Source organism: Pseudorhodobacter turbinis (assembly GCF_005234135.1).
GTDB classification, from domain to species: Bacteria; Pseudomonadota; Alphaproteobacteria; order Rhodobacterales; family Rhodobacteraceae; genus Pseudorhodobacter; species Pseudorhodobacter turbinis.
In genome coordinates this window covers 35,020-55,899 of the sequence record NZ_CP039966.1, presented here as the reverse complement: position 1 = coordinate 55,899, position 20,880 = coordinate 35,020, and the positions used below count along the sequence as shown (strand labels likewise).

General features: G+C 55.6%; 14 protein-coding genes and 2 pseudogenes. 12 read left to right on the top strand and 4 right to left on the bottom strand.

Annotated features, from left to right (window positions below; all coding sequences use genetic code 11):
- Window positions 1-46: 46 nt before the first annotated feature.
- The gene (gene rffA, locus EOK75_RS20425) at window positions 47-1,189 is read right to left on the bottom strand and encodes a dTDP-4-amino-4,6-dideoxygalactose transaminase (protein ID WP_137195932.1); all 1,143 of its coding nucleotides are present in this window, start codon (window positions 1,187-1,189) and stop codon (window positions 47-49) included.
- A gap of 4 nt (window positions 1,190-1,193) precedes the next feature.
- Complete coding sequence (locus tag EOK75_RS20420) at window positions 1,194-2,720, bottom strand: hypothetical protein (RefSeq protein WP_205965533.1); 1,527 nt, start codon at window positions 2,718-2,720, stop codon at window positions 1,194-1,196.
- Between the two features lie 567 nt (window positions 2,721-3,287).
- On the opposite strand from EOK75_RS20420, the gene EOK75_RS20415 reads away from it, so the two are divergent.
- The 11 genes and pseudogenes from EOK75_RS20415 (at window position 3,288) to EOK75_RS20360 (ending at window position 12,919) form a co-directional block, all read left to right on the top strand.
- Window positions 3,288-4,313, top strand: coding sequence for a glycosyltransferase family 2 protein (locus tag EOK75_RS20415; protein WP_137195930.1), 1,026 nt, complete (start codon window positions 3,288-3,290; stop codon window positions 4,311-4,313).
- Window positions 4,310-4,687 (top strand): GtrA family protein, encoded by a 378-nt coding sequence (locus EOK75_RS20410; RefSeq protein WP_137195929.1) that lies wholly within the window; start codon window positions 4,310-4,312, stop codon window positions 4,685-4,687. Before EOK75_RS20415 ends, EOK75_RS20410 begins: the two co-directional genes overlap by 4 nt.
- Window positions 4,684-4,845, top strand: a pseudogene (locus tag EOK75_RS20405) (toxin-antitoxin system HicB family antitoxin); the annotation flags it as partial. The gene EOK75_RS20410 and the pseudogene EOK75_RS20405, both read left to right, overlap by 4 nt.
- Window positions 4,846-4,938: 93 nt before the next feature.
- Window positions 4,939-5,184 (top strand): integrase core domain-containing protein, encoded by a 246-nt coding sequence (locus EOK75_RS21925; RefSeq protein ID WP_137195928.1) that lies wholly within the window; start codon window positions 4,939-4,941, stop codon window positions 5,182-5,184.
- A 48-nt stretch (window positions 5,185-5,232) separates the two neighbouring features.
- Window positions 5,233-5,563, top strand: a pseudogene (locus EOK75_RS21530) (integrase core domain-containing protein); the annotation flags it as partial.
- Window positions 5,564-5,710: 147 nt separating this feature from the next.
- Window positions 5,711-6,238 carry a hypothetical protein gene (locus EOK75_RS20385; RefSeq protein ID WP_137195927.1) on the top strand — a complete coding sequence of 176 codons (528 nt, stop codon included), beginning with the start codon at window positions 5,711-5,713 and terminating at the stop codon, window positions 6,236-6,238.
- 20 nt (window positions 6,239-6,258) lie between these two features.
- On the top strand, window positions 6,259-6,966 hold the full coding sequence (locus EOK75_RS20380) for a right-handed parallel beta-helix repeat-containing protein (RefSeq protein ID WP_168199330.1): 708 nt from the start codon (window positions 6,259-6,261) through the stop codon (window positions 6,964-6,966).
- 146 nt (window positions 6,967-7,112) lie between these two features.
- A complete protein-coding gene (locus EOK75_RS20375) occupies window positions 7,113-8,513 on the top strand; it encodes an O-antigen ligase family protein (protein WP_137195925.1) in 1,401 nt (466 codons plus the stop codon).
- A 19-nt stretch (window positions 8,514-8,532) separates the two neighbouring features.
- Window positions 8,533-9,597, top strand: coding sequence for a glycosyltransferase family 2 protein (locus tag EOK75_RS20370; RefSeq protein WP_168199329.1), 1,065 nt, complete (start codon window positions 8,533-8,535; stop codon window positions 9,595-9,597).
- Window positions 9,598-9,731: 134 nt separating this feature from the next.
- Window positions 9,732-11,609 (top strand): type I secretion system permease/ATPase, encoded by a 1,878-nt coding sequence (locus tag EOK75_RS20365; protein ID WP_137195923.1) that lies wholly within the window; start codon window positions 9,732-9,734, stop codon window positions 11,607-11,609.
- The gene (locus EOK75_RS20360) at window positions 11,606-12,919 is read left to right on the top strand and encodes an HlyD family type I secretion periplasmic adaptor subunit (protein ID WP_137195922.1); all 1,314 of its coding nucleotides are present in this window, start codon (window positions 11,606-11,608) and stop codon (window positions 12,917-12,919) included. Before EOK75_RS20365 ends, EOK75_RS20360 begins: the two co-directional genes overlap by 4 nt.
- Before the next feature lies 1 nt (window position 12,920).
- Here EOK75_RS20360 and EOK75_RS20355 read toward each other — a convergent pair whose 3' ends face one another.
- Both EOK75_RS20355 and EOK75_RS20350 read right to left on the bottom strand, forming a co-directional pair.
- The gene (locus EOK75_RS20355; protein ID WP_137195921.1) at window positions 12,921-14,954 is read right to left on the bottom strand and encodes a hypothetical protein; all 2,034 of its coding nucleotides are present in this window, start codon (window positions 14,952-14,954) and stop codon (window positions 12,921-12,923) included.
- A 29-nt stretch (window positions 14,955-14,983) separates the two neighbouring features.
- Window positions 14,984-16,429, bottom strand: coding sequence for an asparagine synthetase B family protein (locus EOK75_RS20350; RefSeq protein WP_137195920.1), 1,446 nt, complete (start codon window positions 16,427-16,429; stop codon window positions 14,984-14,986).
- Window positions 16,430-16,705: 276 nt separating this feature from the next.
- Here EOK75_RS20350 and EOK75_RS20345 point away from each other — a divergent pair, with 276 nt between their 5' ends.
- A complete protein-coding gene (locus tag EOK75_RS20345) occupies window positions 16,706-20,824 on the top strand; it encodes a LamG-like jellyroll fold domain-containing protein (protein WP_137195919.1) in 4,119 nt (1,372 codons plus the stop codon).
- Window positions 20,825-20,880 lie beyond the last annotated feature (56 nt).

Sequence of the window (20,880 nt, the reverse complement as noted above, 5' to 3'; positions counted from 1 at the left end):
TGCTGGCCCCGGATCGGCGGTGTAAACTGGCTATACAAACGGGTAGTCATCCGGGATCTTGCGACAAATACTTATATGCCACCTCAATCACCCGGTCGATATGCGGCCCCAGTTCATAATAGAGCGGCAGGCGCACCAGCCGGGCCGAGACGTCATTGGTGACGGGCAGATCGTGGTTGCTGCGACCGAATTTTATGCCGGCGGGCGAGCTGTGCAGGGGCACGTAATGGAAAGGCGTGGTGATCTCGTGCGCCCTCATATGCCGAATAAACGCGTCCCTGTCCTCGATATTGTTCAGCATCAGATAGAATATATGCCCGTTGCCCGTGCAGCCCTCGGGGCAAATGGGGCGACGCAGGCGCCCTGCCGCCTCAAGCGGGGCAAAGGCGTCCATATACCGCTCGAATAGGGCCAGACGGGTGGCGCGGATGGTTTCGGCCAATTCCAACTGCGCAAAGAGGAATGAAGCGGTCAACTCGCCGGGCAGGAAGGACGAGCCCAGATCGACCCAAGTGTATTTGTCGGTCTGGCCGCGCAGGAAGTTCGAGCGGTTGGTGCCCTTCTCGCGGATGATCTCGGCGCGCTCCACATAGCGCGGGCCAGTCAGGGTCAACGCGCCACCTTCGCCGCTGATAATGTTCTTGGTCTCATGAAAACTGAACGCTCCCATGTCAGCCAGACTGCCCGCTGGGCGGCCCTTGTAAAAGGACCCAAGTGCCTGCGCCGCATCCTCGATCACGATCAAGCCATGAGCGCGGCAAATATCAAGAATGGGGTCCATATCTGCAGGGTATCCTGCATAATGCACCACAAACACCGCCCGTGTCCTGTCCGTGATGGCTGCCGCCATATCCGATACATCAATGTTAAGCGTAAGTGGATCGATATCCACAAAGACCGGCGTCGCCCCGCGCAGCACCACCGCATTTGCCGTCGATACAAAGGTGAAGGAAGGCATGATGACCTCATCACCCGGCCCCAGATCGCTCAGGATTGCGCACATCTCCAGCGCGGCGGTGCAAGAATGTGTCAACAGGGTCGCATGCGCGCCGGTCTGGCGGCAGATCTCCTTGTTTGCCAGCTTAGTGAAATGCCCGTCACCAGACAGTTGGCCCAGCTCAATGGCTTGGGTCAGATACGCGATCTCATTGCTGACAATGGAGGGCTTATTAAAAGGAACACGAGTCATATATCTATCCATTAATTGTACCGCAAAATGCGGCGTCCGTGCCATCACGCACATAAAGATCCCAAAAATTAGACCCCAAACAGCGGGTAAACCTACCTTCCATTTTTGTCAGAAGGCGCAGCGACATTGCCGATCTTTCGACCTTGCGGATCATCATCAGATCAATGCCTTCGGGCAGGGGTTTGCCTTCTGCCAATTCGGGCGCGGCGAGGCTAAGCCAAGCCGGAAAACCATTGATCGGCGGCGCCTGCATTATGAAGGGAAAAAAACTCATATCCCCCGCGATTCCGCGATTTACGATGCCCGGAACGCTGCGGAGCAGCATGACTGCGTCGATCAGCATGACATAATGCAAACCTGCATTGCCTGATTTCTCCGCCGCAATATGCGCTTTGGCTGCCTGTATCTGTATGTCCAGAGACTCCAGCTGTTTAAACGGCCTGCGATCCGCGCCTACAAACTCATCACTCCAAGCCAGATAGCTGTCGAGGGGCGTGCCGGTCATCTGTATCAAGGGCGCGCGCCTGACGGCCAAGGCGCCGCTCAGGCAGGTCTGCACTAGCTGCGGCAGACTGAAAGCCATGACGACACATGCCGCCGTAATCCGCAGATAACATAACTGGTCGTTCAGCCGATCTGCGCCGTGGCGGCCCCATTCATAACCGGCAAGGCACAAGGCTGCCATGAAAGGCAAGGCTTGCTGACCAACATCCCCATGCCAGCCCATGGTCGTCGTCATTCCGGCATAGCCAATGGTCAGAGCCAGACCTGCGAGCAGGAACTGGACCGTCCCCGCCCGACGATCGAACACCAGCACGGCGCCCACCGCAAAAATGCTCAGCATCGTCAGCGGCTGCACGAAAAACACTGCCGCTGTTTTCATTATCATATTGGGAATAGTCGTATTGCCGCCCGCCGAAGCCACCCCATATGCAAAGGCCGCTAGCGCCCGGTCTGCACCGGGATCGAGGATCAGCAACCCTGCGACCAGCCCAAGGGAGGCGATAAAGCAGCTTTGCCAGCGTGCGCGTAGGGCAAGCGAGGCCAGAAAGGCAGGCACAAAAGGCACGAAGGTTGGCTTGATCAGCACGATTAGATAGGCGAAGGCGCCGCAGATGAATGCGGCTAGCAATTCGGACCGGCTGTCCCGGGCAGGGATCAGCGCAAACAAGGTCAGGATAGCGGCCAGCCCGGCCGCAAACCTGTTGTAGATGAACGCATGGGTAGCCGCCGGACGTTGAACGGCTGTCAGCTCCTCCAAGGGCACCCGCGCTAACAGGGCTGCAAATAAAATCATGCAAAGTGCTACCATCGTAAACAACGACAGCCTGCGCCACGCAACAAGCGCCGCAAGCGCACAGGCCGTCGCCAGCATCATCACGAACGCATAATCGATCGACTTGACCCCAGTTCCAAATATCTGGAATGCCCAAGCGATATACTGTGCGATCACGCCCCCGTAGAAATGACCAAAATCCTCTGTTGGCTTGGCCCCGTTCAGAACTCGCCAGCCCAAGTCGCTGAAAAACATGGTGTCCTGAAGGAAGAGCGTATCATAAGCGATCGGCACGAAGATAAAAAACATCAACGCGCAAAGCATCAAGACGGGTCCTGAAATCAACAGAAGCGTCGTTATTGCTCCGCACAGATGTTGCACAACCGACTGGGGCGGCATATTGTCAAAAAGACGGGAGGTATTGAGCACTGTTTTACCTTTTTAAAATCTATTTCGCTCTTTGGTCGGGCAAATTTAATTTGCATGTTCAACGGCCTCGTTGAGTCAGGTTTGGTTGGTCTCGCTGAGGTTTATGCCTTTGGGCATGAACTGGCGCAGCAAGCCGTTTGTGCTCACGCCAACCAATCAGAAGGGCGTCGATCGCCCACTGACTGCTGCCGCTCAGATCTTCTGCCAAGATCACATCACGTCCCTCTCTTCTAAGATGGTTAATTCGATTAACCATCGTAACATCTGCAACTTAAACCTAAGATTTTTCCATGAAAAAGCCTGAAGTCGCATGACCGCCCTGAATTTACTGTTTTTACGAACTACTTTAGTGCATATGGTTTTGACCAGCCACATCTTTACCAAGGACTTGAAATGAGTCAATTTCCTACGATCAGCATTGTATCGCCCGTCTATGGCTGTCGGGACTGCCTGACAAGTCTAGCAGCAGAAGTGGGACGGGCACTTGATGCAGCGGGTCTGTCATGGGAGCTGGTTCTAGTAGACGATTGCGGCCCCGATCAGCCTTGGAGCACGATTGAGGGCCTAGCTGCCGCAGACCCGCGCATCCGGGGGGTGCGCCTGGCGCGCAACCACGGACAGCATCTGGCTATATGGGCAGGCCTAGCGGAAACCAGAGGCGACTGGATTGCCGTCATCGATTGCGACCTTCAGGATGAGCCATCCGCTATCCCTAGATTGTATGAGCAGGCCATGTCTGAACAGACCGACGCAGTCGTCGTTAATCGCGGAAACTGGAAAGATTCACGGTTTCGGCGCTTTGCCTCGCGGGCCTTTTACAAAATAACCGATCTGCTGGGTGGCATCCGGCTAGACAACAACGTCGGAAATTTCGGGCTCTATAGCCGCCGCATGGTCAGGGTCCTGCTGTCCTATCAGGAGCAAGAAGTATTCCTGCCCGTAATGGTCACGCTGACCGGCCTTCCCCGCAGCACACTCTTGCTGGATCGCTGCGGCCGCCATGCCGGAGAAAGCTCCTACAGCATCAAGCAGCTGGTCCGGTTGGCCGGCGCCATCATTATCCGCTTCTCCGACCGCCCGCTGAAGCTGAGCATCCTTCTGGGCCTGACCATCAGCACTGTTTCCGCGGTGCTTTCTGTGTTGCTCTTTGCGGTTTGGCTGACCGGTGCTTTTACCGTGCCCGGCTGGACCAGCCTTATCCTGTCGGTGTGGTTTCTTGCCGGCGTTATCCTCGCCGTTCTAGGAGTCCATGGGTTCTACATGGGTCGGATCTTCACAGAAGTGAAAAAACGCCCGCGCATTCAGTTGGATAAAACCACGTATGAGGCCCTTGGTGGAAATCATACCCTCTACGGGAGCGGAGCTGCTACTTCCACAGGGGTTGCAGAAAACCGGCAGGACATGACGCGGATCGTATGACCATGCCCCCCGTCGCAAAAAGATTCAGCCGGTATCTGACAGTCGGGCTGGGAATGAACGGCGCACTTTATCTGATGTTCTTGTTTCTGATCTGGCTAAGGATGGCACCCATCGTTGCCTCTGCACTGTGTTACGCAATAGGCGTAATGGGAAGCTATCTTTTGAATAGGCGCTGGACTTTTTCCAGCAGCGGAACGCACATGGAAGATATTGCCAAATACCTAACCGCCTACGGGTTAGGGTTGCTCGTCACGCTTGTGTCGATGATGTTTTTTGTCGGCCCTCTAGGTCCTGCCGTGGCGCAGGTCCTCACCATCGGATTTACAGCAATCGTCATATATGGCGCATTGGAAGTCCTAAAATTCGGCCAATGATATCCGGTAGGGGTTACGCCATGACTTACAAAGGTTACTCTGCCCGCATCGAATACGATGATGATGACGGCATCCTGACGGGTCAGATTGCAGGCATCCGCGACGGTTTGGAGTTTCATGGTGATAGCGTGGATGATCTAAACTGCGCGGAGGAAGACGTCTCTAGAGCATGTTTCGGTTTTTCCGATTCAGGATTCCCACGAGGCATAATTTCTGATTCCCTGTCTTAATGACAGATATGGGGGATCGAGATGGGTAGACCACATCCTATGGCGCTTCGGTTGCTGGTAGTTGGGTTCGTAGAAGAAGGGCATTCACACCGTTCGGCTGTCCGAAAGTGGATCGAGTTCTACGATCACAAGCGCCCCCATTCTGCTCTTGGCGGCAAACCACCTGCTGTGGTTTATTGGCAGAGAATTGAAACAACCAACCCAGATCAGCAGGTGCAAAAGAGTAGCTTAACTTACGTCAGAGCCTGTCCGACAAATGGAGAGTAGCTCAGATCACCTCCGTTACTGCCTTGGAAGAGTTTCCACACGGTCTGAGTAGTTTCAGACAATAGAACTGAGTTCACCAGCATGGCGATCCTAAAATGGGTTCAGAAGACGGGTATCGATTGGCATTATATCGCGCCCGGAAAGTCCCAACAGAACGGTTTCATCGAAAGCTTTAACGGTAAGCTGCGGTCCTCTCGGCGATGAAATCACCTGCTGGGTAACAGACGAATGTTTGAATGAAACGCTATTCGGCACACTGCGGAATGCCCGTAAAACGCTTGACGAATGGCAAGAGGATTACAACTGGCGAAGGCCGCATTCAGCTTTGGCGAACATGACCCCGATGGAATTCTTGCAGAGAAAGGCAATGGACAGCTAAGCGGCAACAACCCAGCGAACGGTCGATCGGTGATTGAGTAAAACCACCAGAGCACTGGTTACCATCATATGACTGCATCCTTCTAATCGTCGCCAGACTTTTGCTGTATTCAGGTTAGGGGTACATCGGTCGTAAGGTAAGTGGTTTATGCATAACAGCAAGGCATGGGTGTTGGGCTTGGTCATAGCAATTGCCTGCGCCGTGGGCGGTGTACATGCGGGGGACACGCGTAATGTGTCCACTAGGGCAGAGCTTCAACAAGCCCTTTCAAATACCTCTGATACCACAGAAATCACTCTTCAGTCCGGTGATTACGGTGTTTTGTCGATCCACGGCCTTAAAAAACCTGCGGGAATGCCCCTTGTGCTGCGGTCTATCGATCCTGCCAATCCCGCGCGCTTTTCGAAAGTGATCCTGCACGATGTGCAGAATGTAACAATTGATAGCGTTATCTTTGATTACAGCTATCAGACGGGCGACAAAATATATTATCGACCGTTTCAGGCATTATTGAGCGTGGGCGTCACGATCCGCAACAGCTTCTTTGATGGGGATCTATGGCGCGGAGAGGGTGAGGCAAGTAACGGCTATCCAACGGCTTTCGGAATGGCGGTACGCTTTTCATCAGATCTGACCTTCGAAGACAATGAAATCCGCGGATTTTTCGCGGTATAGTTATCGACCGGAGCCAGAACTTGGTCCTGCGCGGCACGAATATTCACTCTATCCGCATGGACGGCATGAATTTCCCTCAGGTCGAAAACGTGCTGATCGAAAATAACCACATCCATGATTTCTCCCGGTCACTGGAGTCCAAAGATCATGCGGATATGATCCAGTTCAGGACCAATAAAACGGACAAGCCATCGCGGGATATCGTCATTCGTGACAACCTTCTGAATTCGGGCAAAGGGGCCTATTCCCAGTCTATCTTCATGCGCAATGAAGAGGTCGACACGGGCCGTTCGGACACGGAAATGTTTTACCGCAATGTGACGATTGAAAATAACATGATCATCAATGCCCATTTGCACGGGATAACCGTGGGGGAAACGGATGGGTTGATCATTCGCCGCAATACCGTTGTGCGCAATGGCCGATCCGAGGGCAAAAAGAAAAACCCCGCCCTTTGGACCCCTCAGATCCGGGTCAATAAATCATCCCGCAATGTCCTGATCACTCGCAATATCACCAATAAGATAACGGGGGAGGTGGGCCAGGCCGACTGGCGGGTCACGAAGAATTACCCCGTTCAGGATCTCGCACGCGGCAAGTCAGGATTCTATGGTCAAGTTTTCGATCATTCGGTACTAAACGACCCGACCCGCCCCGAGGCGTTCCGCCCCCAAAAAGGCGGCCCTCTGGATGGGGCGGATCTGGGGGCGCGGCTACCGGTTTTTTGACCCGGTGTGAAAGGTTGACCGTTACGGGCGGGGGCGTGCCCTGGCGGTTTTTTTGCAGTATAGCCCCAAAAAAAGTCGCGTTTATGGTCCAAGTGCTCTAGGAGGTGCATCCATGGACCTTGTGCCGTTAAGAGGATGACCAGACCTTGGTTACATACGACAATACCGCCAGATTGCCCGCGAATGGCCGCGCGCAAATATCGACGGCCCATGAACGGCTGCCGATGCCGGCCTTGCTGTATCTTCTGGGTGTTGCCCTTCCGATCGGGTTCCACCTGGGCCCGATCTACATGTCGACTTTGCGGCTGCTTTTGATTGTCATAATCATCCCCTTGATGATCAATCTGCTGTCGGGGAAATATGGCAAAATTATCATTACAGATATTCTGTTCATCCTGCACGTTTTGTGGATCGGTATCGCGCTCTTGGCCAATCCTCCCGGTCAGTTTATTCAGCAGATAGGATCCGTTGGGGTTGAATTTCTGGGCGGTTATATGATCGGGCGAGCCTATATCCGTGACCAGGCTACGTTCATCGGCATGTGCCGCGCCCTAATCATTATTGTGCTATGTACGATCCCCTTTGCTGTGTTCGAAACCCTGACTTCACGTCCCGTTATTATTGAGTTCCTGAACAAAGTTCCGGGGCTAGGATACGTAACCAACGTTGACTATCCGACTCGGATGGGGCTGCATCGGGTGCAAGCATCATTCGTCCATCCGATCCATTACGGGCTGTTTTGTTCGGTGGTTTTTTCACTCAGCCTAGTTGCTATGAAGGGAAGAGTCAGAGACTCTAAGCGTTTTATGTACAGTTTCTTGATCACAGCAACAGGATTTCTAGCGCTTTCAAGCGGGGCGCTAACGGCTTTTGCCTTGCAATTCGGACTTCTGGTTTGGGCTTTGATATTCAAATCCTACAAACAGCGCTGGTGGCTTCTTGTCGGACTTTTCGCCCTCGCCTATGTCACGGTTGATCTGCTTTCCAACCGCTCGCCACTGCAAGTGTTCATGAGCTATGCGACCTTCTCTCCACATAACGCTTATATACGGGCGATCCAATTTGAATGGGGGCTGGCAAACGTGCTGGGCAGCGTCGAGAAGGGAATTCTTGGCAGCCCTATCTTCGGGATCGGAATGAGTACATGGGTTCGCCCCGCCTACATGACGTCCGGGAGCGTGGATAATTTCTGGCTCGTCATAACCCTGCGCTACGGGGTGCCCGGATTCTTGCTACTTGCCTTTGGCTATATTATTGGTATCGCGCGCATTATGCGCCGCAATTTCGAGGGGAATGAACGGCTAACCCTTATCCGGCGGGCTTGGGTCTTTACCTTTATAGGGCTTACATTCACGCTCAGTACCGTGCATGTCTGGACAAATATCTATTCCTTCGTCTTTTTCATGTTCGGGGCAGGTATCTGGCTGATATCAGCCGTCCCTGGCGGGGATGACGACAAGGCAGCGCGCGCCGAACCGCCAAAGGAACCTGTGGGCAGAATTCGCTATAGCCGTTTTCCGCAACGGCCTGCCGCTTCCCAAGCATAATCCCAATACGAGAGTTTTCATGCCCCTGCCAAAACTTGGCGTTGTCGTCGTCACCTTCAATGCCGCTGATGTCATTCTTGACTGCCTCGAAAGCCTGTTGGCATCACAGGGTGTCGCATTGCGGATCGCTGTGGTCGATAATGCCTCGACGGATGATACCCTGGATCTTATCCGTGCCTGGGCGTCCGGCACGCAACCCTATAGCCCGCCCGTTGACATGCCCTTTGGGCTGACCGCATCCTCCAAGCCGGTGACGTTACATCCTGCGGGTCACCAGGCCGCAGGGGACAGCCACAGCATTACCCTGATCGAGACCGGCATAAACGCAGGCTTTGCCGCCGGGGTGAATTGCGGTCTTGCGGAGCTGGCGTTAGATTCAGGCATCGACCGGTTCTGGGTACTCAACCCTGACAGCGCCGTGCCGGCAGATACCGCCCTTGCCTTTGCCCGCCATGAGGGGGCGTTTTCGTTGATGGGCGGGCGGGTGCTTTATTATGATGCCCCCGACATCATCCAGATTGATGGGGGCACAATAAACAAGCGCACCGGGGTTACCGGCAATATCGGCCTAGGATGTGAGGCCACCAAAACGGCCCATCCCAACCCCGCTGATATAGATTTCATCACCGGGGCAAGTGTCGTCGCCAGTCGGACATTCTATGAAACCGCAGGCCCCATGCCCGAGGATTATTTCCTTTACTATGAAGAGGTAGATTGGGCCTTGCGCCGCGGGGATTTGCCCCTGGCCTATTGCCCGCAGGCATTGGTCTATCACCGCGCAGGCACCGCAATCGGATCACCGACACTAGGGCGACCCGCATCGCCGTTCTCACTTTACTTCAAACATCGCGCGCGGCTGCGCTTTGTGCGCAGGCATTTCACATCCAGCCTACCAGTTGCGCTGATCTATTCTGCGGCCAAGGCCATCCAGATCGCGCTTAAGGGATACGGGCGCGAGGCCTGGACCATTGTGCTCGGCAGCCTGAATGCCGCTCCTCCGCCCCATGTGCGTCGCATCCTGTCCAAGGATGCCGCCGAGATTGCCTTTCGCCCGCCGGTAAAGCCGTCGCAAGAACCAGAATAGGGGTCCGTCCTTTAATCTATGTGCGGATCATTGTGGTACAATCTTAAACATCTGTCCGACTTCGGCCCGATTTCTGCCCCCTCCCAGTCATAGCGCTTTTTTAGCCTGTGACCGGAATAGGAGACGGAAATCCAATGCCCAATGCAAACGCCCCCGACAGCCAACACATAGCAGACAACCCGTACCGGCGTGCGATCGCGGCGGCCCGGACATCCCTTGGCGGGGTGATCCTGTTGAGTGCGGTCCTGAATGTTTTGATGCTGACCGGCTCGATCTACATGTTGCAGGTCTATGATCGTGTCTTGCCGGGTGGGTCTGTGCCAACGCTGGTTGTGCTTTTTGCCATTGTGATCGTGCTTTTCGCCTTTCTCGGGCTTTATGATTTCCTGCGCACACGGGTTTTGTCGCGCATCGCTTTGCAGCTTGATAATCACCTCAGTGGCCCTGCCTTTCGCATGTGGCTACGTGCAGGCCTGCCCGGCGGGGGCAAGGGTTCGGATGCACAGGTGATGCATGATCTGGATACGTTGCGCGGGTTCTTGTCGGGGCCGGTTGTGGCCTCCATGGCGGATGTTCTTTTTGTACCGCTCTTTCTGGGAGTGCTGTTCTTGATCCACCCTTGGTTGGGCTTGCTGACCATCGCAGGGGCGGGCGTCGGGGTGGCGATCGCTCTGGTCAACCGTGCCGTGATGCGTCCGAATATTTCCCAAAGCGTCGAACTGGATAGTGCCGAACGTAACTTTATCGATCGCAGCGCCCGCAATGCCGAAGCGATTGAGGCGATGGGTATGCAGGCCAGTATTTCAGCGCATTGGCAACGGCTGCACCGCGCGGCGCTGGCCAGTGCCCAGGCGGGTAGTGACCCCTCTGAGGTGCTTGCCGCCACCAGCCGCGCCTTCCGGATGTTGCTGCAATCGGCCATCCTGACCCTTGGCGCGCTTTTGGTAATCCGGGGGGAAATGTCGGGCGGCATGATCATTGCCAGCTCTGTGCTGTCGGGGCGCGCACTAGCTCCGGTGGATCAGCTGATCGGGCAATGGCGGGTCATCGGGCGGGCCGGTGCGGCGCATAAGCGGCTACTGTCCACCTTTGATGCCGCGCGGCCGGAGCCTGCCCGCATTGCCTTGCCCGATCCCACCGGCAAGATATCGGTCAGCGGCTTGACCAAACTGGCCCCCAGTCAGCCCGGAACCGATCCGGTCAAAATCCTCTCTGACATCGCCTTTGCCCTGGCGCCCGGCGACGCCATGGGTGTGATCGGAAATTCGGCCAGCGGTAAATCCACGCTGGCGCGGATTTTGGTCGGGGCAGGGCACAGCGACAGCGGTGAGGTGCGCCTTGACGGGGCCACCCTAGACCAATGGGACCCCGAACAACTTGGCCGCCAGATCGGCTATTTGCCACAGATGCTAGAGATGTTGCCCGGCACGATCCGCGACAATATCGCTCGTTTTGACCCCAAGGCACAGGATGCCGATGTGATCGCGGCCGCGACGCTGACGGGCATTCACAGTATGATCCTTAAACTCCCGGATGGCTATGCCACGCGTTTGAGCGATCCGCAGAGCCCGCCGATGCTCTCGGGTGGGCAGTTGCAACGACTGGGGCTGGCGCGGGCTGTTTTCGGCATGCCACGTCTGGTTGTGCTGGATGAACCCAATGCCAATCTGGACCGGAACGGTGATGCCGCCCTGACCCATACCATCCGGACATTGCGCGCCGCCGGATCAACCGTGATCGTCATGGCACATCGGCCAAGTGTCCTTGTTGCGGTCAATAAGCTGATGATCCTGAATGCCGGACGCGTCGAGGCCTTTGATGACCGCGAAACGCTTTTGGCCACCGAATATAAAGGGCAATACAAGGGCAAGGAGGCCAACACACCGGCCCCCGTGCAGGCAACCAACCTCAGCCCGCATAAACAGGCGGCCGCGGGCAATATGCTGCGCAAACTGCGGGCCGTGCCGCGCGCGCCAAGCACGCCCTCTACCCCCCGGAGGTATCACGCATGAGCACACTGGACACCACCCCCGCCACCTTGCCCGATCTGGATCTGGACCGGGCCAAGCGGATCGCGGCGATCAGCCTGTTTGTCCTAATCGGCGTTTTCGGGGTCTGGGCCGGTTTCAGCGTCATCAGCGGGGCCGTTGTCGCATCAGGGCAGGCCATGGTCCATGGCAAGCCCAAGGTGGTCCAATCCCTTGATGGCGGGCTGGTGGCAGAAATCTTTGTCCGCGACGGCGATATCGTGGCCGAGAATGACACATTGCTGCGGCTGGACCCGACCTTGCTGGAGGTCAATCTGGGCATTGCCCAAAGGCGTCTGGCGGCGGCCATGGCCTTGCAGGCCCGGCTGAAGGCCGAACAGGCTGGGGCCACACAAATTACATTCGACTACCGCGACCATGTCCTTCCCGCACAAGATCGGGCCGCGAACGAACAGGGCCAGCGCGAGATTTTCGCCGCCCGCGCGGCCTTGCTCTATGGCCAACGGGCGCAGCTTGAAGAGGTCTTGCAGCAATTTGACAATCAAAGCGAAGGCGTACGCGGCCAGATCGTGGCGCTGCACGATCAGGCCGCCCTGCTGGAAGGGGATCTGAATAATATGGCCAGCCTGATCAAAAAGGGCTTGGCCCGTCAAAGCCAGATATCCGATCTCAAGCACCGCAAATCACAGATTGCCGGGCAATTGGCCGGACTGGAGGCCGAGCTGGCCCGGCTGGCGAATGCCCGCCGCGATGCCGAGCTGGAAACCCTCCAGGCCGAACGTAGCTTCAAGGAAAGTGTCGTCACCGATCTGCGCGAGGTCACCACCCAGATCGAAGAACTGACCCTTGAGGTTATCACCCATAAGGCGCAACTCTCGCGCATTGACATCCCCGCTCCGGTCGCAGGCATCGTGCATGAGATGCAAGTGACCACCCGTGGCGGCGTCGTGGCCCCCGGGGGCACCATCGCCGAGATTATCCCCTTGGATGAGGGGATGGATTTCGAGCTGCGCGTCGATCCGCGATCTATCGATCAGGTCTATGTCGGGCAAACCGCTCAATTGATAATTTCCTCACTCGACCCGCAACTTATACCGAAGCTGGCGGCACATGTGACCTCTGTCTCACCCGATGTGATCGAGGACCCGCGTACGGGGCAGGGGTTTTACCGCGTCGGCTTGGCGGTGGAACCGGAAGAGTTGGAAAAGCTGGGAGAGGCTGTTGTGATGCCCGGCATGCCGGTGGAGGCCTATCTTGAAACCGGGCATCGCAGTGTCCTGTCCTATCTGCTGCATCCCATCACCTCCCATCTGCGGCGGGCCTTGCGCGAATAGCCTATTCCCACACCCGTGCCCCGATAGGAGCGGCGGCCCAATCAACTTTCCGTCCGTCTATGTCCAGATCCCAATGGGTAAAGCGTGGGAACAGCGGGGCAATTTCGGACTGGATGATATCACGCATATCGCGTCCGTTTCCGCTTGGCCGGTGGCCTGCGCGCATCATCTCCTCGGCAAGGCCAAGACGCCAGCCATATCTAGGGGTCTGCCAGAAGGACAAGCCGGTGTAGCGGTTGTGCGATCGGTGCTCCAGTGCCGGATTCGCGTCACTTGTATAGATCCGCCCGAACCCGCCACCATTCAGGATATTGTTGAAAAAGGCATGTGTCTCACCACCGGATTTCTGCCCGACATTCAGGGCGTTGGAGCGTTTCGGCGACCCGCCCTCATGGATCAAGGTGTTGTTCCAATAATAGAATGTCGAATCCGCAACGGGTGCCCCGTTTCCGTTCGCGCCGCCCTTTCCGGGCCCCGTACTATGATTTTGCGATACCAAGGCACGGCTATATGATCCGGGGTCGCTCGGGAGATCGCAAAAGGCAAAGTAGATCCGGCTGGCCTTTTGATAGGTGGCATAGCCCTCTACGTTCCGACAGCGCACCCCATAGACCAGCACCGCATCAGAACCTTCATAAAAGTTGAACTTATTGGAATGGGCATCGCGGGCGCTGTTTTCCAACAAGGAAAATGCAAAGACGGCCCGCCGCAACGTATAGAAACGGGCCGGAGAATTCGATGCGTTCACGATATGCAAAAAGCGCGCATCTACATGTTCTCCATCCGCCAGAAAAAGGCCGAAGCCGCCCCTGACATCTTCGATACTGATGTTTTGCAATTTCAGATCGGAGGTACCACGCAGAAACAACGCCCCATATCCGCGGGGACCGATCGACATGGTTTCGCCCATCCTGCAATGCACCAACTGCAAGCCGCTGCCTGCGTTCGGGTCCCTGTTAAGGCCATTACGGCGGACACAAATGCCTGACGAACGATTATCGCCCGCGGCCCGCAGCGCTTCTATCCCGAACAGGGTGACATGGCCGGCGTTGCCGAAATCAATGCACAGAGGGCGCAAGGACACCTCGATATCCTTTTCCAAGGATGCAGGGTCAACCGGCCGGAAATAGATCGATACTTCCTCCGGGTCGGTTTTGCGTGCGATCCAGCTGCCTTTTCTCAAGGCCCAAGGCGCGCCCCGCAAGGCATAGAGCATGACCGGCTTTTTACCCTGGCGCTGCATCTTGCCGCTAGGCTTGGTCAGTGTGATTTCACCCTTTTGCGGATCAAACGCCGATATCTGCGCTGTGCTGACGAGATTGGGGCGGTGATAAACCAAGGCCTCAACATCGTGCATCGATGTTGAGGGCATGCCGATCAAGCGCGGATCGCGAATTGCATAGATGCGGTCGTCAGCATCCACCTCGAATGTGGCCGCGTGATAGGTGTCCCTGTCTCCGATTGCCTCGAGGTTGCTCATATCTGCCCGGTCGACGGCGATGCTGCGCCATTGACCTGCCTCATGCAGGTTCAACGCCTTGGGCGCGCCGTGGCGCATACGGCTGACAGGCAATCTGGCGACAAAGATATCCGGGGCGGTCAGCCCAAGTGCCTTGGCTTCCTCGGCAGGGCAGGGCATCCAGCCGGTCAGCGGATCCGCGGCGGTGATTGTGACCCTTTCCTGACCATATCTGTGGATGTGGTAGGAGTGCTGTGATGTGCCGCGCAGGGCGTCAAGGCTGACCTCTTCGCGGTAAAGCCCGCCCCGGATTGCAAGGCTGCCACTGCCTTTGGCCGCCAGCAGATCGACCCCGCGCTGGATTGTACGAACCGGCCGTTCCGCGCTGCCGTCAGCCGTATCGTCACCATCGGTCGCGACATAGAAAGTCGCCTGTGTGGGGCCTGCAACGTTTGCATCCCAGCCGTAGCGGATATTAAGCACCGAGGCGGGGACCGGTTGTGCCCATAGAGGCCGCAGGGCACTGCTGGTCAAAATCCCCGTTAGCCCTGCCAGAAAAGACCGTCGCGCAAACATAAAAGCCTCCATTGCAATCCGCGCGCCCTTTAGCCCCGCATCTTGCGTAACACCTTCAAAACCAGCTGGGGGTTGGCAATAGCGCGCCGTAGCTTGAGCACCATATCACGCCATTTCCCAAGTGAGTTATAGGGATATTGCGCCAACTCAGGCCATAAACGGGCGATAATCTCATGGCCAAGCCGGTTTTCCTGTCTCCATTCTGCAGGAAGCTGCATCATCAGTTCAACGCTACGGGTGGTCAACAAGGGGGCCAAACGTAGCAATGTGGGATCACAGCAAAACTGAGGAGCGTACCATGCCGCATAACGGTCCTCTAGATATACCAAACCTAGCTTAGTCAACACATCAATATCACCCATATCTGCAAGCCTTCGCTCTAACGCCAAAGCAACAGTAGTGTTTCGAGGCAAGCCCAGTCGGGCGATAATTTGGGCTGTTGATACTTTCGATTCAATAGTATCTGTTGCTTTCAATGTAGATGGATACGCAATCTCGCCACCAGCGCCCCCCACAAAAACATGTGTTTCGGCCAGAGGCCATACGCTTGGATGATAAAGCGCGTTTGAATCCCCATTACAATGCCCACCACGTTTGATAAAAAGCTCTTTTTGTTTATCGGTCGCATTCGTACGGTCTAACTTGATATGATTTAGTCCCATATCTTTGGCAATTCGTGATGCTACTATTGAATCCATCTCATGGCGATCTCCGCCGATGATAGTCATACAATCAATCTTTGCTATGTAATCACGCGCACATGCAATCAATGTTCTTGTGTTGGTCCCCGCCGTTAGCGCCATAGCGACCCGCTTGGGCCCATTGACCAAGGCCTCGATCTGGGCCTGGACAATTTCAATGATTTCTTCGACCACGCGGGCCGGATCTTCTGCTGTGGTCTCGGGACCGGACCAGAAACGCTGTACAGCCCAGGTGTCCAGATCCAGATAGTGGTTCGGCAACAGACGATGAAGCCCATGATGCGCCGTCAGCCCCGCCGGAAACCAGCCCTCGCCATCAACGCCGAGTTCGTCAAACAGCGCCGCGTCAAAGCGGGCATCATATTCGTCAGTTTCCAGCAGCGCGTAAGCGGTGGAGCCGACCTGTTTTGCCGCCGGATCAAAGACGCATGGCACCTGCGCCGAGCAATCGGGATAGATACGTGCCACAGACTGTGTCCGGAAAATCCATAAGAACCGTCCCCCAAGGATCCGCATGGTTTCTGACACGAAAGCATCCGGATCGCTGCCAAGCTGAAAGGGGCTTTGCCAGTCACGGTTGATCAGGCGCCGGGCTTTCAAGTCTATGGGAAAGCCCAGTAAAACACCAACCGCTGTGCCATTCAGATCGGTCAGATGCGTAACCTGCAAGCCATCGCCAACCTCCAAGAACATGTCGCCAATTGCAATAGCCTCCTGTGCCGGATTGTCCGAAATCCTGTATTGCCACAGGTCGGGTAGGGCGGTTTTCTGCATAGGACGACACTCACTCCTAATGTCAACTCAGGCGGGACTATATAGTAATTCCGTGCTGCCCAACAGGAATGTCGAAACAGATTTGATGACTATGAAATTGAGGCACTAAATACCCTCGAAACAGGCAATTATGCAATTGATTAAACGAAAATTACCAAAAATTCTTAGAGGTCATCCGCAAAGCTGGCTTGGTTTGGCCCCCCCATTTCCACATTCTTGCTACATTCCGGTGACTGGGCAGGCATCACACTCTATCATACCGAGGACCAAACAGCCATGACAACCTACGTTGTATCTAACGCAGCGGAACTGAAATCCGCATTGTCATCTGCAAATGATGGGGACAACATCGAATTGCAGGCCGGAGATTACGGAGATGTCACGCTATTACACATCAAGTTCACCTCCGAAGTCACCATCAGCGCCTATAACGCCGAGCCACCGCGCTTCAACTCGATTGCGCTGTGGAATTGCGATAACCTGACATTTGACGGGATCAACGTCGATTTTACGCCGGATGCCGATACTGTGGAATGGTCTGCGGCCATCAGGGCGGACGACTCTTCCGATATTAAGATCATCAATTCCACAATCACGGGCGGGAATGCCGTGGCCGGGATCGATATCGATGCACCAGCCGGAACGCAGGGCAGCGCGGGCATCAACGGCTATCCGATCGGGGTTGGCATGTCATTTTACAATAGCGCAGACATCACGGTCGAGAACAACACAATTTCCCAATTCTCTGCCGGTGTCAGGTTCAATGGCACTGATGGCATCAACATGAATTATAATGAGGTCCACAACGTTCGAAAAGTTCCTGTAGGCGGCGGGAATGTCAATAACGTCCACATGGAAGGTAACTATTTCCATGATTTGACACCATGGAAATTCGGCAGTGCAGGCGATCATGGTGATTTCGTTCACTTCTGGACTACCCCAGATCAGGATGGCCCCAGCGAAAACTTCGTATTCAGCGGTAACTTCTTTGCCCAAGGGGAAGGTGTTCCCGTTCTGGGCATTTATCTTGACGACAATACGAATGATATCGGCTTTACCAATGTTCTGGTCGAGAACAATGTTTTGCATAACAGCAACGCTCAGGGGTTGCGCATGGAAGATGTAGTCGGCCTGACCGTAATCAACAATACGATGGTGCAAGGCAGTGGCGGGGATGCCCAAGACGCCCCGGGGATCTATCTTGCCACTGGCACCCGCGATGTGATCATCAGCAATAATATCTATGCCGGTGTCTCCGGTTCGAGAGGGAAGGACCCGATCGCCGACAACATCACAATTAGCGACAATAAGACCGTGCAGGTTCATGATCCTCTTGCTGACGATTATGCCGGAAATCTATTTGTCGATGCACTTGCAACCAGCCCGAGCCTTGAAGATCTTTCTGTGGTTCCGGGAAGTATGCTAGATGGGTATGGTGCCAATATCGCCACAGCACCCGAAGGCCGCATCACCTATGATCGTGGCGAGGGGCTCGCACTGTCCACCCATGACTTTGACCTTGTTCTAGAAGGAGCGGGCGAAGTGACATGGGATTTCGGTGACGGCACAATTGCCCGTGGCCAAAGCGTACAGCACACTTTTGCAAGCTCCGGGACCTATGTCGCAACCGCAACGATCCAATATGAAGACGGAACAGAACAAAGCTTCACCAAGACAGTCCATGCCCTCAACCCCGTTGGCTATCAAACCGATTTCGACGATGGTCTTCAAAAGAATGTAACCATCAAAGGGGATGTCGAATTCGAAGAAGGTCAGAACGGTAATGCGGTACGCCTGACCAGCCCGCGTTCGACCGTGACATTCGAGGCAACCGATGAGCTTTTGAACAATCCTGAATACACCATCTCGCTGGCCTTCCGCAAAGAGCCGGGCCAGGAAACCTCTGGCGGGCGGATCTTGTATTTCTCGGGGACGGCCGTGGTGGATCTGGGCGCCACGAGCATTACCCTGCGTGGGGTGACGGATGCCAGTGAATCGATCCAGCTCAGCGCAGGCAATCTTGATCTGGACAATAGCGATTGGCACCAATTTACTTATACCGCCTCCAAATCCGACGGCAGCGCTGTGCTCTATATCGACGGTGTCGAGGTTGCTCGCATGGACGGGCTGACAGGGGGGCAATACACCACCCTGAGCCATGACATGCACCTCGGAAACCCTTACGGAAGTAACTTCACGGGGTTGTTGGATGAAGCAACCTTCCTGCGCGCGGCCCTGACACCAGAGGAAGTGCTGGAAAGCTATGAAGCCTTCCGCGACGGTGTCGGGATGGTGGATTACAATCCGGACTCGGAGGACCTCGCAGAGCCTGAAGAGGCCGGAGATACAGCCACGGCCCCAAATCCAGAGGATCCCGTAACCGAGGTTATGCCGGAAGAGGAAACAACAACCAATCCGGCTGTGTTGTCCTATACCGCCGGAAACGGCCTGATGACCTTCGAGAATGGTGATGTCGCCGCCACCGACATAATCGGGACGACCACATCCGAGGGTATCTATCTGGGCGGTCAGGGCCGTGTCGCCAGCATCTCCCGCACTCATGTAACCGATATCTTGCGGCAGGATTCCTTTTCCATCTCCATGACCCTGACCTCCAGCGGTCAGCAAAGTGCCGGAGAGATCATGCGGCTACACAGTAGCTTCACGGCCTCGGTCACCGCGGGGGGAGAGCTTAATCTCTACCTTTGCGGCGAGGATGGCGGCAGATGGTCCATCACGACACAGGGCGCCAATCTGTCCGATATGGAACCCCATGACATCAGCGTTTCCTATGCCAATGGATCATTGGAAGTTGCGGTCAACGGCAATGTGCTGGCCAGCGCCGAAGGGATCGAACCACTGGCCGATGTGGGACAACACGATCTGACATTTGGCAACCCGTGGAACGGGACAAATTTCGACGGGGTCTTGTCCCAGCTCGCGATCTCTCTGAGCGATGAGCCGATTGACAGCGCCGACATCCCACAGCTGGATTATAATCCGACACCCGTACCGGAAAGCCCCTCTGCCGACACGAATCCGGAGCTGTCTGCGGTCTTGTCCTATACCGCCGGAAACGGCCTGATGACCTTCGAGAATGGTGATGTCGCCGCCACCGACATAATCGGGACGACCACATCCGAGGGTATCTATCTGGGCGGTCAGGGCCGTGTCGCCAGCATCTCCCGCACTCATGTAACCGATATCTTGCGGCAGGATTCCTTTTCCATCTCCATGACCCTGACCTCCAGCGGTCAGCAAAGTGAGGGGGAGGTCATGCGGCTACACAGTAGCCTCACGGCCTCGGTCACCTCAAAAGGAGAACTGAATCTCTATCTTTGCGGTGAAGATGGCGGCAGGCGGTCCATTACGACACAGGGCGCCAATCTGTCCGATATGGAACCCCATGACATCAACATCTCTTACTCCAACGGGTCGTTGAAAATCACCGTCAACGGCAATGTGCTGGCCAGCGCCGAAGGGATCGAACCACTGGCCGATGTGGGACAACACGATCTGACATTTGGCAACCCGTGGAACGGGACAAATTTCGACGGGGTCTTGTCCCAGCTCGCGATCTCTCTGAGCGATGAGCCGATTGACAGCGCCGACATCCCACAGCTGGATTATAATCCGACACCCGTACCGGAAAGCCCCTCTGCCGACACGAATCCGGAGCTGTCTGCGGTCTTGTCCTATACCGCCGGAAACGGCCTGATGACCTTCGAGAATGGTGATGTCGCCATCACTGGTATAACAGGGACGACCACATCGGAGGGTATCTATCTGGGCGACCAGGGGAGCGTGGCCAACATCGACCGTGCGTATGTCACCGACATTCTGGAGCAGGATTCCTTTTCCATCTCCATGACCCTGACCTCCAGCGGCCAGCAAAATGCCGGAGAGATCATGCGGCTACACAGTAGCTTCACGGCCTCGGTCACCTCAAAAGGAGAACTGAATCTCTATCTTTGCGGTGAAGATGGCGGCAGGCGGTCCATTACGACACAGGGCGCCAATCTGTCCGATATGGAACCCCATGACATCAACATCTCTTACTCCAACGGGTCGTTGAAAATCACGGTCAACGGCAATGTACTGGCCAGTGCCGAAGGGATCGAGCCGCTGGCCGATGTCGGACAGCACAATCTGACATTTGGCAACCCGTGGAACGGGACAAATTTCGACGGGGTCTTGTCCCAGCTCGCGATCTCTCTGAGCGATGAGCCGATTGACAGCCAGAGTCTGGTGCCGGATGTACAAATGGCCACGCTCGACCTGCCCTTCGAACAGAATGATGACCCGTGGACATCGCCCGTCATCGAACCATCAACGGATATCGCAAACCCTTTCGAAACCATGCTGACAACAGGGCAAGACGACTATTTCATCTGATAGAACATAGGCACAGGAGATCATCCTGTGCCTATGTCATCCGATGACTACACCTG